The 12,645-nt window shown below is 61.7% G+C and carries 11 protein-coding genes; 4 read left to right on the top strand and 7 right to left on the bottom strand.

Going from position 1 to position 12,645, the window contains the following annotated elements; all coding sequences use genetic code 11:
- Positions 1 to 232: 232 nt before the first annotated feature.
- Positions 233 to 853: a LysE family translocator gene (locus ACLFKU_RS29730; protein ID WP_410851471.1), complete on the top strand. Its 621-nt coding sequence runs from the start codon at positions 233 to 235 to the stop codon at positions 851 to 853.
- Between the two features lie 156 nt (positions 854 to 1,009).
- Entirely contained in the window at positions 1,010 to 1,987 is a 978-nt protein-coding gene (locus ACLFKU_RS29735) for a 2-dehydropantoate 2-reductase (RefSeq protein WP_410851472.1), read from the top strand.
- Between the two features lie 87 nt (positions 1,988 to 2,074).
- Here ACLFKU_RS29735 and ACLFKU_RS29740 read toward each other — a convergent pair whose 3' ends face one another.
- The 3 genes from ACLFKU_RS29740 to oxlT all read right to left on the bottom strand — a co-directional run bounded on the left by ACLFKU_RS29740 (position 2,075) and on the right by oxlT (position 5,988).
- Positions 2,075 to 3,526 carry an aldehyde dehydrogenase family protein gene (locus ACLFKU_RS29740; protein WP_410851473.1) on the bottom strand — a complete coding sequence of 484 codons (1,452 nt, stop codon included), beginning with the start codon at positions 3,524 to 3,526 and terminating at the stop codon, positions 2,075 to 2,077.
- Between the two features lie 92 nt (positions 3,527 to 3,618).
- A complete protein-coding gene (locus ACLFKU_RS29745; RefSeq protein ID WP_410851474.1) occupies positions 3,619 to 4,608 on the bottom strand; it encodes a LysR family transcriptional regulator in 990 nt (329 codons plus the stop codon).
- Between the two features lie 30 nt (positions 4,609 to 4,638).
- Positions 4,639 to 5,988, bottom strand: a complete 1,350-nt coding sequence (gene oxlT, locus ACLFKU_RS29750; protein WP_410851475.1) for an oxalate/formate MFS antiporter — start codon at positions 5,986 to 5,988, stop codon at positions 4,639 to 4,641.
- Between the two features lie 375 nt (positions 5,989 to 6,363).
- Here oxlT and ACLFKU_RS29755 point away from each other — a divergent pair, with 375 nt between their 5' ends.
- Together ACLFKU_RS29755 and ACLFKU_RS29760 are read left to right on the top strand one after the other, a co-directional pair.
- The gene (locus tag ACLFKU_RS29755; RefSeq protein ID WP_176107657.1) at positions 6,364 to 7,311 is read left to right on the top strand and encodes a LysR family transcriptional regulator; all 948 of its coding nucleotides are present in this window, start codon (positions 6,364 to 6,366) and stop codon (positions 7,309 to 7,311) included.
- Positions 7,312 to 7,407: 96 nt separating this feature from the next.
- Positions 7,408 to 7,728 (top strand): hypothetical protein, encoded by a 321-nt coding sequence (locus ACLFKU_RS29760; protein ID WP_368584654.1) that lies wholly within the window; start codon positions 7,408 to 7,410, stop codon positions 7,726 to 7,728.
- A gap of 90 nt (positions 7,729 to 7,818) precedes the next feature.
- Here ACLFKU_RS29760 and ACLFKU_RS29765 read toward each other — a convergent pair whose 3' ends face one another.
- The 4 genes from ACLFKU_RS29765 to ACLFKU_RS29780 are packed head-to-tail and all read right to left on the bottom strand — an operon-like array spanning position 7,819 to position 12,580.
- The gene (locus tag ACLFKU_RS29765) at positions 7,819 to 8,664 is read right to left on the bottom strand and encodes an NAD(P)(+) transhydrogenase (Re/Si-specific) subunit beta (protein WP_410851476.1); all 846 of its coding nucleotides are present in this window, start codon (positions 8,662 to 8,664) and stop codon (positions 7,819 to 7,821) included.
- Between the two features lie 55 nt (positions 8,665 to 8,719).
- The gene (locus ACLFKU_RS29770) at positions 8,720 to 9,535 is read right to left on the bottom strand and encodes a fumarylacetoacetate hydrolase family protein (RefSeq protein WP_410851477.1); all 816 of its coding nucleotides are present in this window, start codon (positions 9,533 to 9,535) and stop codon (positions 8,720 to 8,722) included.
- Between the two features lie 9 nt (positions 9,536 to 9,544).
- Positions 9,545 to 10,792, bottom strand: coding sequence for a formyl-CoA transferase (gene frc / locus ACLFKU_RS29775; protein WP_410851478.1), 1,248 nt, complete (start codon positions 10,790 to 10,792; stop codon positions 9,545 to 9,547).
- 24 nt (positions 10,793 to 10,816) lie between these two features.
- A complete protein-coding gene (locus ACLFKU_RS29780; protein ID WP_410851479.1) occupies positions 10,817 to 12,580 on the bottom strand; it encodes a thiamine pyrophosphate-binding protein in 1,764 nt (587 codons plus the stop codon).
- Positions 12,581 to 12,645: the final 65 nt, after the last annotated feature.

The following is a 12,645-nucleotide window of genomic DNA, read 5'->3' on the forward strand; positions in this document are numbered from 1 at the left end:
GCCTCCGTGCTGGAAATCGCCGGGTGTCGCCCTCGTGCACACCATGCGGCTCTGGCAGCAATGCTAACCCGCGTCTGGTTTCTCACGGCGGGCCAGCCACCACATCACGGAAAGTCATACTGCCTAAACACTCGGCCGGCGGAGGCGCGGCGTGGTTTCGCTACAATCCCGGTAACGCATCGCGCGCGATCCTCCGCGCAATGCATCATGATCTATTCGGAATGCAGCCGTCATGTCCCTTACCGCCTGGCTATTCTTCTTGCCCGCCTGCTTTGCCATCAACCTCGCACCCGGGCCCAATAACCTGCTTTCGGTCAACGTCGCCGCACGGCATGGCTTCATCAAGGCATTCGTCGGCGGCAGCGGCCGGCTGCTCGCCTTCGCGATGATGCTCGCGCTCGCCGCGACCGGTCTCGCCGTCGTGCTGCATGCGTCCGAGTGGATCTTTCTGACGATCAAACTCGCGGGCGCCGCGTATCTGATCTGGCTCGCGATCCAACTGTGGCGCAGCGACGCGCCCGCCATCGACACCTCGCAACCCCAGGAAGCCGCGCTCACGCGCATTGCACGGCACGAATTCTTCGTGGCGGCCGGCAATCCGAAGGCAATTCTGGTTTTCACCGCGTTTCTGCCGCAATTCGTCGACGTCGCGCAGCCGATCCTGCCGCAATTCGCCGCGCTCGGTGCGAGCTTTCTGATACTCGAATGGGTCGCGATCGCCTTGTATTCCTGGGCCGGCATGTATCTCGGCAAATGGCTGATGCGCGCGAAGATCCGCCGCTGGTTCAATCGCTGCTGCGGCGGCTTTCTCGCGGCGATCGGCGTGAGTTTTCTGCTGGTTCGGCGCGCGTGAGGCGGGGCCTTTTCATAACGAATAGCTAATACATCGGCGGAAAAACTTTAACTATCAGCTTTCGTTGCTCCCCCTTATGCTCGAACCGTGACCGGCCGCGAAGTGGTGCAATGCGGCATTGGGCGAACGGCTTTTTCATCGTCACGGAGCGACATCATGAAGATCTGCATCTTCGGAGCGGGAGCGATTGGCGGTTTAATGGGCGTGCAATTGGCGCGCGCCGGCGCGGACGTCAGCTTCATTGCGCGCGGCCCGCATCTGGCGGCCATGCGTGAACACGGCGCGCGCCTGATCATGGATGGCGAAACATTCAGCGCGCCGGTGCGCTGTACTTCAGACCCAAGCGAACTCGGCGTCCAGGACGTCGTCATCGTCACGCTGAAGGCGCATTCGCTGCCCGGCGTGGTCGATTTGATGCAGCCACTGCTCGGCAAGCACACAGCGATCGTTACCGGCGTCAACGGCATCCCCTATTGGTACTTCTATCAGCATGGCGGACGCTTTGCCGGTACCCGCCTCGCGAGCGTCGACCCCGACGGTTCGCAATGGACCAAGCTCGGACCCGAGCGCGCGATCGGCTGCGTACTCTATCCGGCCGCGGAAATCGTCGAACCGGGTGTGATCAAGCACGTGTACGGCAAGAAGTTCCCGATCGGCGAACCGAGTGGCGAACGCACCCCGCGCATTCAGCAATTGCACGAGATCATGCAGGCAGCCGGCTTCGAAGCGCCGATTCGCGACAACATTCGCGACGAAATCTGGCTCAAGCTGTGGGGCAATCTGTGCTTCAACCCGATTAGCGCATTGACGCATGCAACGCTCGATGTCCTCACGAGCGACCCGGGCACGCGCGCGGTTTCACGCACGATGATGCTCGAAGCGAAGCGAATCGCGGAACAGTTCGGCGTGCACTTTCGTGTCGATGTGGAAAGGCGTATTGATGGCGCGGGCGCGGTCGGTGCGCATAAGACATCGACACTCGTCGATCTCGAGAACCGCCGGCCGATGGAAATCGATCCTTTGCTGACCGTCGTGCAGGAAATGGGCCGACTCGTTGCCGAACCGACACCCACCATCGACGTCGTGCTCGCGCTGATCAAATTGCGCGAGAAGATGGCATTACAAGGTAATTGACCAGGTACTCGTTAAGCTCATTTTTCTCCTTGCAACACGACAGAAAGGATCGGATGCCATGCATCCGATCCTTTTTCACATTAGCCGCTATTGATCGATCGCCACCCATACCGCTTTCAGTTCAGTGAAGTTCTCGATCGCGACATCGCCATGCTCGCGACCGAAGCCCGAGTCGCCAGCACCACCCCACGGCAAACGCACATCCGTATAGCCGTAGGTATTGATCCACACCGTGCCCGCCTTCAGGTCGCGCGCCACACGATGCACGCGGCTCAGGTCAGCGCTCCATACGCCGGCCGCGAGACTATACGATGTGCCATTGGCGATGCGGATCGCGTCCGCTTCGTCTTCGAACCGGATCACGCTTGCCACGGGCCCGAAGATTTCTTCCTGCGAAATGCGCATCTCGTGCTCGACATTCGCGAACACGGTAGGCTCGACGAAAAAGCCGCGATTGCCGACGCGCGCGCCACCCGTCACGAGCGACGCGCCTTCCGAGCGACCTGTGTCGACATAGCTCAATACGGTCTTCATCTGAGCGGCCGAAATCAGCGGTCCCATCGACGTTTCGCGTAGCGACGGATCGCCGACCTTGATCGACTTCGCGCGCGTTGCCAGACGCTCGACCACTTCGTCGTACACGTCACGATGCGCGAGTATCCGCGACCCAGCGGAGCACACTTGCCCCGTGTTGAAGAAGACGCCCGACGCCGCGGCGCGCACCGCATTGTCGAGATTCGTATCCGCAAAGATCACGTTGGCCGACTTGCCGCCGAGTTCCAGCGTCACGCGTTTGAAGTTGCCCGCCGCGCCCTGCAGGATGCCTCGGCCGACCGAAGGCGAACCGGTGAACGTGACCTTGTCGATACCGGGATGCGTCACCAGCGCGTCGCCCACCACACTGCCCTTGCCGGTGACGATATTGAGCACGCCCGGCGGCACACCGGCTTCGAGCGCCAGCTCGCCGACGCGCAACGCGGTGAGCGGCGTGATCTCGGCGGGCTTGACGATCAGCGTGCAACCGCATGCGAGCGCGGGCGCGATCTTCCACATGCCGATCATCAATGGAAAATTCCACGGCACGATTGCGGCGACCACGCCGACCGGTTCGCGCAGTGTGTAGGTCAATGCATCGGGACGCGTCGGCACCACCTGGCCGTTGATCTTGTCGCACCAGCCTGCGTAGTATTCGACGGTATCGATCGCGGCGGGCACGTCCTGACGCATCACCGCGGCAATCGGCTTGCCGCAGTCGAGACTTTCGAGCGAGGTGAGTTCTTCCATGTTCTCGCGCATCAGACCCGCAAGCCGTTGCAGGATGCGGCCGCGTTCGGCGGCGCGGATCGAATTCCATACCTTCAATGCGCTGCGCGCCGCGCGCACCGCGGCATCGACGTCGGCGGCGCTGCCTTGCGCGACCAGCGCGATCGGCTCCTCGGTCGCGGGGTTGATATCGACGGAATATTCGCCGGTGCCTGGCGGCATGCGCTTGCCGTCGATCAACAGATCATGTTGCCTGAGGTCGGACTGGATATCCATCATGAAGCTCCTTGAGTAGGACGTTATATGGCTGACTGGCGGCGCATCGATCGAATCCCGCGCATTGCGCGAGCTTGTCGGTCGGCCCCTATCTAAGGTTCTGGCAACAGGCTTTGCCGCACGGACTGCCAGCTGAAGCTTTGCGTTGCGGCAGCGGCTGCGGCAGGCATTTCGTCGGCGATCCGCGCATGACCGGTCGTCGATGCGACGAACTGTGCCCACGCAGCAGCCGCATTGGGACGAAGCGAGCGGTTTCTGCGGTGCACGAGTACCGTCGTCAATGTCGCTTCGGGGATCAGCGGACGACTCACCAATGAAGCCCCCGGCGATGGCCAATACGCATCGACAGGCAATACGCCGACACCCAGTCCCAATTCGACCATGCGCACTACTGCCGCAACGTGTCCGAGTTCCTGCATCGGCCGGCGCTTCAATTCGTTCGCGGCGAGTACCGGTTCGAGCGCAGCGCGCACGCCGGTATCGCCATTCAGCGTGATCAACGGACATTCGCGCAACGCGTGCCATCCGATGCTGTCGTGCTGGGCTAGCGGATGCACCGACGGAAGCACCGCATGCAATGGCGTAGTGAAAAGTACCTGAGCATGTAATAGTGGATTATCGACGGGTGCAGTCACACAGAGAGCGCCGAAATCCACCTCGCCCTGCTCGACACTGGCCAGTACGCTGCATTGAGGCTGATCCTTCACCGACACGACCAGCTCGGGATAAACCGACGCGCACTGCGCCAAAGCCCGCGGCACCCAGCCCGACGACAACACCGGATTACTCGCGAATAACACGACGCCCGTCTGTCCGTCGTAAGCAGCGCGCTCTTCGAGCAGCGTCAATTCGATTTCGTCGAGCAGCCGGCCGATTCTTCTCTCGAGACTCGCACCCGCATTCGTCAGTTCAACCTGGCGTGTCGTGCGATCGAATAGCTTCAATTGGACCGCGTCTTCCAGCTCACGCACACAACGGCTGATGGCCGACTGCGTCAGATCGAACTCGCGCGCCGCGCGCGTGAAACTGCGCTCGCGCGCGACCGCGACGAATACCTTGAGCTGCTGCAACGAAACATTCATGGCGTCGGTTCCGGGCGCGCGACGCTCAGCTTATTCGCCGGACTGTTCCGGCCAGTGACTCATTCTCGACGCATTGCCATTGCCATGGCCCGCGACGGCCAGCGCGCCCTGAGGTTCATCATGCGATTCGATCCAGCGCGTGCGCATCGGCTCGAGGATGAACTTCGCGGAAATACCGGCTGCGATCGTGATGACGGCAGAAACGATGAAGACGAGGTTCCAGCCGCCCGTCGCCGCGAGCACCGACGCGATCGGCACCAGCAACGAGGCCGTGCCCTTCGCGGTGTACAACGTGCCTGCATTGGCGGCCGCATACTTGCTGCCGAACGTATCCGCGCAAGTCGCCGGGAAGATCGAGAAGATCTCGCCCCAGAACAGGAAGATCAGCGCGGCAAAGACCATGAAGGCATACGGATTGCTGCCGAACTGCATCATGCCGAGCAACGCGAGTCCCTCGCCGATGAAGATCACGAACATCGTGTTTTCACGGCCGATCTTGTCGGAGATGAAGCCGCACAGCGGACGCGTCAAGCCGTTGAAGATATTGTCGATCGACAGCGTGAGAGTCAGCAGCGGCAACGTAGCGCCGAAGACCGACATCGGAATGCGCGCTAAGCCCCAGTCTTTCGCGATCGGGCCGATCTGTGCGGTCGCCATCAAACCACCCGCCGCGACCGCGACGAATGACGCGTAGATCACCCAGAACACTGGCGTTTTGATCATCTGGCGCGACGTGAAATCGACTTTCGACACCGCGAAGCGGCTCTTGCGTATCCCTGCCTGACGCAAGATCGGCCGCGTCAGGAGCATCGCGAGCAGCAGAATGCTGACGCCTTGCACGATGCCGAAGAACAGGAACGTCGCTTCATAGCCGCGGCTCGTAATCATGTTTGCAATCGGAATCACCGTCAGCGCCGCGCCCGCGCCAAAGCCCGCGGCCGTCAAACCCGCGGCTAGACCGCGCCGGTCGGGAAACCACTTCAGCGCATTGCCGACACATGTTCCGTACACACCGCCCGCGCCTATCCCGCCAATCACCGCGGCGAAATACAACATGCCGAGCGTCGTCGCATACGAATTGAGAATCCAGGACAAACCCGCGCATATCGCGCCGCCTGCCACCACCGGGCGTGGCCCGAATCGATCCACCAGCCAGCCCTCGAACGGCACGAGCCACGTCTCGGTCAGAATGAAGATCGAGAACGCGAGCTGGATCGACGCCTCGCTCCAGTGATGCCGCGCATGCATAGGAGCCACGAATAACGTCCACGCATATTGCAGATTCGCCACCAGCGCCATGCATATCATGCCGATGACCAATTGCGACCATCGGTTGCGCCATGACATACCGGTTGTCGATTGCTGGGTGATATTGTTCATGAGCCTTGTCTCCACTATTTATTTAGTGCAGCCGGCTTACGCGCCGCGCTGGATGTGTCCCGCCTTATCGTTATGGCCCGAGAACTTCGCTATTCGGGAAATCTCGAAGTCGATGCTTTTATGCTTTTCCGCAAATCCCCCGAACCCGTTTTTCGATGATAGTTCTTGCTTTATTCCGACCAGAACCTAGCTTCGGCCGGTAAGCATTACAGCTTATTCCCCGCTATTGAGTCCGCCACACCACATATCTATGCGTTAACCCGCGTATTTCAGTGGCTATTCGGCTTCTTATAGGTTTCATGCTAGGGTCATTGCTGAATTACTCATAATTAAAGTTTGTTATTATGTCGATTCACGTTTCCTTATACATCGACCATGACGATGCGCAATGCAACGCTGCGGCAACTGAAGGTCTTTGAAACGGTGGCGCGCCACCTGAGCTTTTCGCGCGCCGCGGAGGAATTGCATCTGACTCAGCCGGCCGTTTCCACCCAGGTCCGGCAACTCGAAGAACATGCGGGGCTGCCTCTGTTCGAGCAACTCGGCAAAAAGATCTATCTGACGCCGGCCGGTACCGAAATGCTCCACTACAGCCGCGCGATCATGCAGCAGTTCCATGAAGTCGACGAAGCGATGAGTCAGTTGAAGGGCGTCTCCGGCGGCAAGCTGAATGTCGCCGTGATCAGCGCCGGCGACTATTTCTTTCCGCGCCTTCTCGCCGAATTCACGCGTCGCTATTCCGGTGTCGATCTGAATCTCGCGGTGCACAACCGCGAAGAACTGCTGCATCAGTTGGCGACCAATCAGACGGACCTCGCGGTGATGGTGCGTCCGCCGCACGAAACCGACGCGACCAATGAACCGTTCGCGCCGCATCCGTACGTGATCGTCGCGGCGCCCACTCATCCGCTTGCGCACAAGCGCAATATCCGCTTCAGTCAACTCGCGAACGAAGCGTTCATCGTGCGCGAACGCGGCTCGGATACGTGGAATTCGATGGAAGAGGGTTTTGCCGGCCGTCTGTCCAATCTGAAGATCGCAATGGAGATCAAGAGCACGGAGACGATCAAGCAGGCGGTCATTGCCGGAATGGGCATCGCGTTTCTGTCCGCCCATACGATCAGCCTCGAATTGCAATTGGGTCATCTGGTCGTGCTCGACGTCGAGAGCTTTCCGGTCATGCTCAATTGGTACGTCGTGCATCGGAAGAACAAACGTCTGCCGCCGGTGGCCGTCGCCTTCAAACGCTTTCTGATGGAGGAAGGCGCCAATCTGATCGAAAAGATCACGCGCGTAAAGGAACTGAGCGTGCATAAGCCGTAAGCTATGGAAAGCCAATAAAACTTTAACTATTGCAAATCGATCGCGACTTCTATGCTGCAAGCGAGTTCTCTCACTTGCGAGCCGAGGAGGCCGATCATGAACCACGCTCCTGTTGAATCCCGTATCAGTACACGCAACGCTCGCACAGCGGCGGCGGATCGCGAAGACCATTCCGAGGATGCGCATCTGAGCGCCTACAATGCCGCGTTCAGCGATCTCGGCCTGCGGTTTCGCTGGGACCGTGCGACGCTCGACATGCTGAAAGAGTTCAATGGCGAGTTGGCGCGAATCACCGCTTATATCGAGCGCTATCACAGCCATCTGCATCGCGCGTACGATGCCGACTTTCTCGCGCAACTCATTCTGCACAGGAAGATGCAGTACTACAGCGAATTCGCCGCTGCAGTTGGTGAATAGAAGTATTGAAGAAGACCCGGGCGGCGGGATCATCATCCCGCCGTCGTCGCTATTGGCAATCAGGTTTGTCAGCGGCGTATGCATCGTCGATTAGCGGCGCGTGGTGAAATGAACCGGCCGCTTGTGCGTACATTTGCGTGAACCGTCGCGCTGCCGTCCATTGCTTCGTCTACCGTCACGCCCATCCCGACGCTCTGCACAGGCGCTCAAGCGCATCATCGCCGGCGCGTCATCGCGAAGCGCCCACGTCTGCTCTTCCCCACCGTGCCACTCGAGGTTCGCGAGCAGGCCCGGTTTGCCGATCGCCAGGCCATCGCTGCGCGCGGCGAACGCACGCATGCGCGGAGCGCAACTGTCGTGATGCGCCGCGTGAACGGGTTCGGCCGAGTACTCGCGGCTCAGCATCAGGTGCACGCCCATCGCCACCGCCAGCGCGCCCGTCGCGAGCAATGCCGCGAGTCCGAATGGCTGGGCCTGTTCGGTGACGAAGCTGTAACCGAGCCAGCCGCATAACAGCAGCGCAAACAGATTGACGACGTGATGGCCCGGCAGCGCGACCGCCTCGAGTTGCAATACGCCGCGCAGTTTGAAGAACGCGATCGCACAGGTCGCGAAGATCAGCGCGCCGATCAGTACGGCTGAAAATAGTTCGATGCGTTCGGTGCTCTCGCGCGCCGCAGCCAACAGGTCACCCATAAAGCCTACCGACGCGACCGCCAAACCGATGCCGCAGCCGAGCAATGCAAGCATCCGGGCCCTGTGTGTCGGATCTGGTTCGCGCACACATGTGTGCCGATGCGCCGAACGCGCGCCGAAGCGTCGTCGCGTGAGCGCGGTCACCGCCACCGTCAGCACGGTGACCAGCGCCATCGCGACGGCCACCGCAAGCAGCAGCAACAGATCCATCAACACGGCACTCCCACAGGCTTGCGGCATGCGTGATCCTCCGTGATGCGACGACAAGGCAACAGCCCCGAGGTCCCTGCTCTCGTCAACCGACGTTCGCGGTATCGCCCAATCGCCGTGGCTCGTCGCGCGGCGCCGCGCTCAAGGTATTGCTCAGCGTGCCGATCCCGTCGATCGTGATCGACACCGTTGCGCCGTCCTTGATCGAGCCCACGCCCACCGAAGTGCCGCACGCGATCACGTCGCCGGGTTCGAGCGTCAGATCCTGCGAAATCAGACTCACCTGCTCGGCCGGCGAAAACACCATATCGGCGAGCGGATAGTTCTGACGCTCGAGGCCGTCGAGCGTCGTCAGCAGACGCGCCGCCCGCCAGTCGAAACCGGAGACGATGGCCGGACCCAGACAACAGAACGTATCGAAGCTTTTCGCGCGGCACCACTGCGGAAAATGCGGATTTTCGTTGAGCAGATCAGCGGCGGTGACGTCGTTGACGAGCGTGTAGCCGAAAATCGCCGCCTCCGCCTGCTGCACATCCAGATCGCGGCAACGCTGACCGATCACGATACCGAGTTCGCCCTCGTAGACGATCTTGCCCGCGTAATGCCGCGGCCGGCGGATCGGCTCGCCCGCGCCGATCACCGACGCCGCCGGCTTCATCAGAAACAGCGGATGGGTAGGCACGGGTTTGTCGAGCTTCGCCGCGAGCGCGTGATAGTTATTCCACAGCGCGACGATCTTGCCCGGCGCGCACGGCGCCAGCGGCGCCAGTGCGCGCAGCGACAGAACCGCGCCGGTCGGCACCGGCTGCGCGAGACTTTCGTACTCGTGCAGGTAGGCGCCTTCGACACGGCCGAACACGATGCCGCCGTCGCCCGACATGAACCGCATCCACGTCTGCATGCCTCGCTCCTAGATCGCGCCAGCCGTGCGCAGCGCCGTGATCTGCTCGGCCGAGTAGCCGAGTTCGGCCATCACTTCGTCGGTATGTTCGCCAAGCAGCGGCGAGCGTTTGACGTCGGTCGGGCTGTCGGACAGCTTGATCGGATTGCCGACGGTTAGATACTTGCCGCGCTGCGGATGATCGACTTCGACGATCGTGCCGGTTTTGCGCAGCGACGGCTCCTCGGCAATTTCCTTCATCGACAGGATCGGGCCGCACGGAATGTCGTATTTGTTCAGGATCTGCATCGCCTCGAACTTGGTCTTCGTCATCGTCCATCGTTCGATTTCGGCGAAGATCTCTTTCAGTCGCGGCAGGCGCGCGGGTGCCGTCGCGTAGTCGGGGTCCGTGGCCCACTCTTCCTTGCCGATCACGTTGCAGATCTTCGCCCACACGGGCGCCTGGGTGATGAAGTAGATATACGCGTTGGGGTCCGTCTCCCATCCCTTGCACTTCAGAATCCAGCCCGGCTGCCCGCCGCCCGACGCATTGCCCGCGCGCGGGACCGCGTCGCCGAACGTGCCGTTCGGATATTGCGGATACTCTTTCATCACGCCGGTGCGGTCGAGCCGCTGCTGGTCGCGCAATTTGACGCGGCACAGATTGAGCACGCCATCCTGCATCGCGGCGAGCACGCGCTGGCCGCGTCCGGTATGCGTGCGTTGATAGAGCGCGGTGACGATGCCGAGCGCGAGATGCAGCCCCGTGCCGCTATCGCCGATCTGCGCGCCGGTCACGACCGGCGGGCCGTCGTCGAAGCCGGTGGTCGACGCCGCGCCGCCCGCGCATTGCGCGACGTTCTCATAGACTTTGCAGTCCTCGTACGGACCGGGACCGAAGCCCTTCACCGACGCGACGATCATGCGCGGATTCAATTCCTGAATCCGCTCCCGCGTGAAGCCCATCCGGTCCAGTGCGCCCGGTGCGAAGTTTTCGACCAGTACATCGCATTTCTGGATCAGCGCTTCGAGCACCTGCTTGCCTTCCGGATGCTTGGTGTCGATCGTGACCGAGCGCTTGTTGTGATTGAGCATCGTGAAGTACAGGCTATCCACGTCGGGAATATCACGCAGTTGCTCGCGCGTGATGTCGCCCGCGCCTGCCCGTTCCACCTTGATCACGTCCGCGCCGAACCATGCGAGCAATTGCGTGCAGGTCGGCCCCGATTGCACATGTGTGAAATCGAGGATGCGCACACCGTCGAGTGCCTTGGCCATGTCGTATCTCCTGAACGATGAAGGTTATTTGTACATGGTCTGGTTCTTCGTGCCCGGTGCGTATTCGCGCGGGTCGACCCAGATGTTGACCACCGCCGAGCGGCCGGTGCGATGAATCGCTTCGCGCGCACGCTGCAGCGCGCTCGCGATCTGCGCGGGATCGCGCACTTCCTCGCCATAGCCGCCGAGCATTTCGGCGAATTTGCTGAACGGCACGTCTCCGAGCAGATTGCCGACGTTGCCGCGTTCCTCGCCGTATTTGGCAAGCTGGCCGTAGCGGATCTGGTTCATCGCCGAGTTGTTGCCGACCACCGCGAGATACGGCGCACCGAAGCGGTTCGCGGTTTCCATGTCGAACGCGGTCATGCCGAACGAGCCGTCGCCGTAATAGCAGAGCACTTCCTTGTGCGGATGCGCGAGCTTCGCCGCGAGCGCGAAGCCGGTGCCGACGCCGAGCGAGCCGAGCGCGCCGGGGTCCATCCACTGCCCCGGTCGGCGCGGGCGCACCGCTTGCGCGGAGATCGTCACGACGTCACCGCCGTCGCCGATATAGATGGTGTCGTCGGACAGGAATTCGTTGAGTTCGTACGCGACGCGATACGGATGAATCGGCGTGCTATTCGAGCGGAACAGCGGCAGCAGTTTTTCGGTCGCGGTCGCTTCGGCGTCGCGCAATTGCGCCATCCATTTGCGGCGCGCCTGACGCTTGTCGTCCTTGATACGACCGCTCGCGGCTTGCAGCACCGCAGCGAGAATCGCGCCCGGATCGCCGACGAGGCCCAGATCGATATCGCGATTCTTGCCGACGGTTCGGTAGTCCATATCGATCTGCACCAGCGTCAATTCCTTGCTGATGCGTCGGCCGTAGCCCATGCGGAAATCGAACGGCGTGCCGACCACGATCAGCACGTCGGCATTCGCAAACGCCTGCGAACGCGTGCGATCGAAGTGATGCGGATCGCCCGGCGGCAGCAGTCCGCGGCTCGCGCCGTTGAAATAGCCGGGAATCTCGATGCCGCGCAGCAGCGCGATCGCTTCGTCGTGCCCGCGCGCGGTCCACACCTGCTGGCCGTACAGGATCGCGGGGCGTTCGGCATTGACGAGAATGTCGGCGAGCTTCTCGATGTCGTGCGGGTCTCCGATCGATTTGGTCGACGCGCGATAGTGGCCCGGCCGCGGCACGATCGCACGCGTCGCGTCGACTTCGCGGTCGAGCACGTCGCGCGGAATTTCCAGGTAGGCGGGACCGGGCGCGCCGTTGAAGCATTCGCGCGCGGCCATCGAGATCATGTCTGCGACGCGCTCGGTGCTCGATATGCTCGCGGCGAACTTCGTGATCGGCGCCATGATGTCGACGTGCGGCAGGTCCTGCAGCGAACCCATCTTGTGCTGGGTCAGCGCGCCCTGCCCGCCGATATGCAGGATCGGGCTTTCCGAGCGGAACGCGGTGGCGATGCCGGTCACCGCATTCGTGCAGCCGGGGCCGGCGGTGGTCACCACGCAGCCGAGCTTGCCGGTCTGACGCGCGTAGCCGTCGGCCGCATGCGCGGCGACCTGCTCGTGGCGCACGTCGATGATGCGGATGTCTTCGTCGACGCAGCCGTCGTAGATATCGATGATGTGGCCGCCGCACAGCGTGAAGATCGTGTCGATCCCCTCGTTTTTCAGCGCCTTCGCAACCAGATGGCCGCCCGACACGACGCCCGCGTCGCGGGTCTTCTGCTTGAGCGTGTCGTCGGCGGTCGTGGTGGCCGTGGCCGGACTCAGGGATGAAACAACTGCAGACATGGTCATCTCCTCATCTATCGGATGTGCAACGGTTATCGACGGACGCGTCCGCTTCGATATACGTC

It is taken from the genome of Paraburkholderia sp. EG304, from assembly GCF_046543485.1.
GTDB classification, from domain to species: domain Bacteria; phylum Pseudomonadota; class Gammaproteobacteria; order Burkholderiales; family Burkholderiaceae; genus Paraburkholderia; species Paraburkholderia youngii.

What these genes read in the sequence shown, in the direction of transcription:
- ACLFKU_RS29780 (WP_410851479.1), bottom strand. Translation starts at nt 12,580, where the DNA reads ATGTCTGCAGTTGTTTCATCCCTGAGTCCGGCCACGGCCACCACGACC.
- ACLFKU_RS29730 (WP_410851471.1), top strand. Translation starts at nt 233, where the DNA reads ATGTCCCTTACCGCCTGGCTATTCTTCTTGCCCGCCTGCTTTGCCATC.
- ACLFKU_RS29760 (WP_368584654.1), top strand. Translation starts at nt 7,408, where the DNA reads ATGAACCACGCTCCTGTTGAATCCCGTATCAGTACACGCAACGCTCGC.
- ACLFKU_RS29765 (WP_410851476.1), bottom strand. Translation starts at nt 8,664, where the DNA reads ATGCCGCAAGCCTGTGGGAGTGCCGTGTTGATGGATCTGTTGCTGCTG.
- frc (WP_410851478.1), bottom strand. Translation starts at nt 10,792, where the DNA reads ATGGCCAAGGCACTCGACGGTGTGCGCATCCTCGATTTCACACATGTG.
- ACLFKU_RS29745 (WP_410851474.1), bottom strand. Translation starts at nt 4,608, where the DNA reads ATGAATGTTTCGTTGCAGCAGCTCAAGGTATTCGTCGCGGTCGCGCGC.
- oxlT (WP_410851475.1), bottom strand. Translation starts at nt 5,988, where the DNA reads ATGAACAATATCACCCAGCAATCGACAACCGGTATGTCATGGCGCAAC.
- ACLFKU_RS29770 (WP_410851477.1), bottom strand. Translation starts at nt 9,535, where the DNA reads ATGCAGACGTGGATGCGGTTCATGTCGGGCGACGGCGGCATCGTGTTC.
- ACLFKU_RS29740 (WP_410851473.1), bottom strand. Translation starts at nt 3,526, where the DNA reads ATGGATATCCAGTCCGACCTCAGGCAACATGATCTGTTGATCGACGGC.
- ACLFKU_RS29755 (WP_176107657.1), top strand. Translation starts at nt 6,364, where the DNA reads ATGACGATGCGCAATGCAACGCTGCGGCAACTGAAGGTCTTTGAAACG.
- ACLFKU_RS29735 (WP_410851472.1), top strand. Translation starts at nt 1,010, where the DNA reads ATGAAGATCTGCATCTTCGGAGCGGGAGCGATTGGCGGTTTAATGGGC.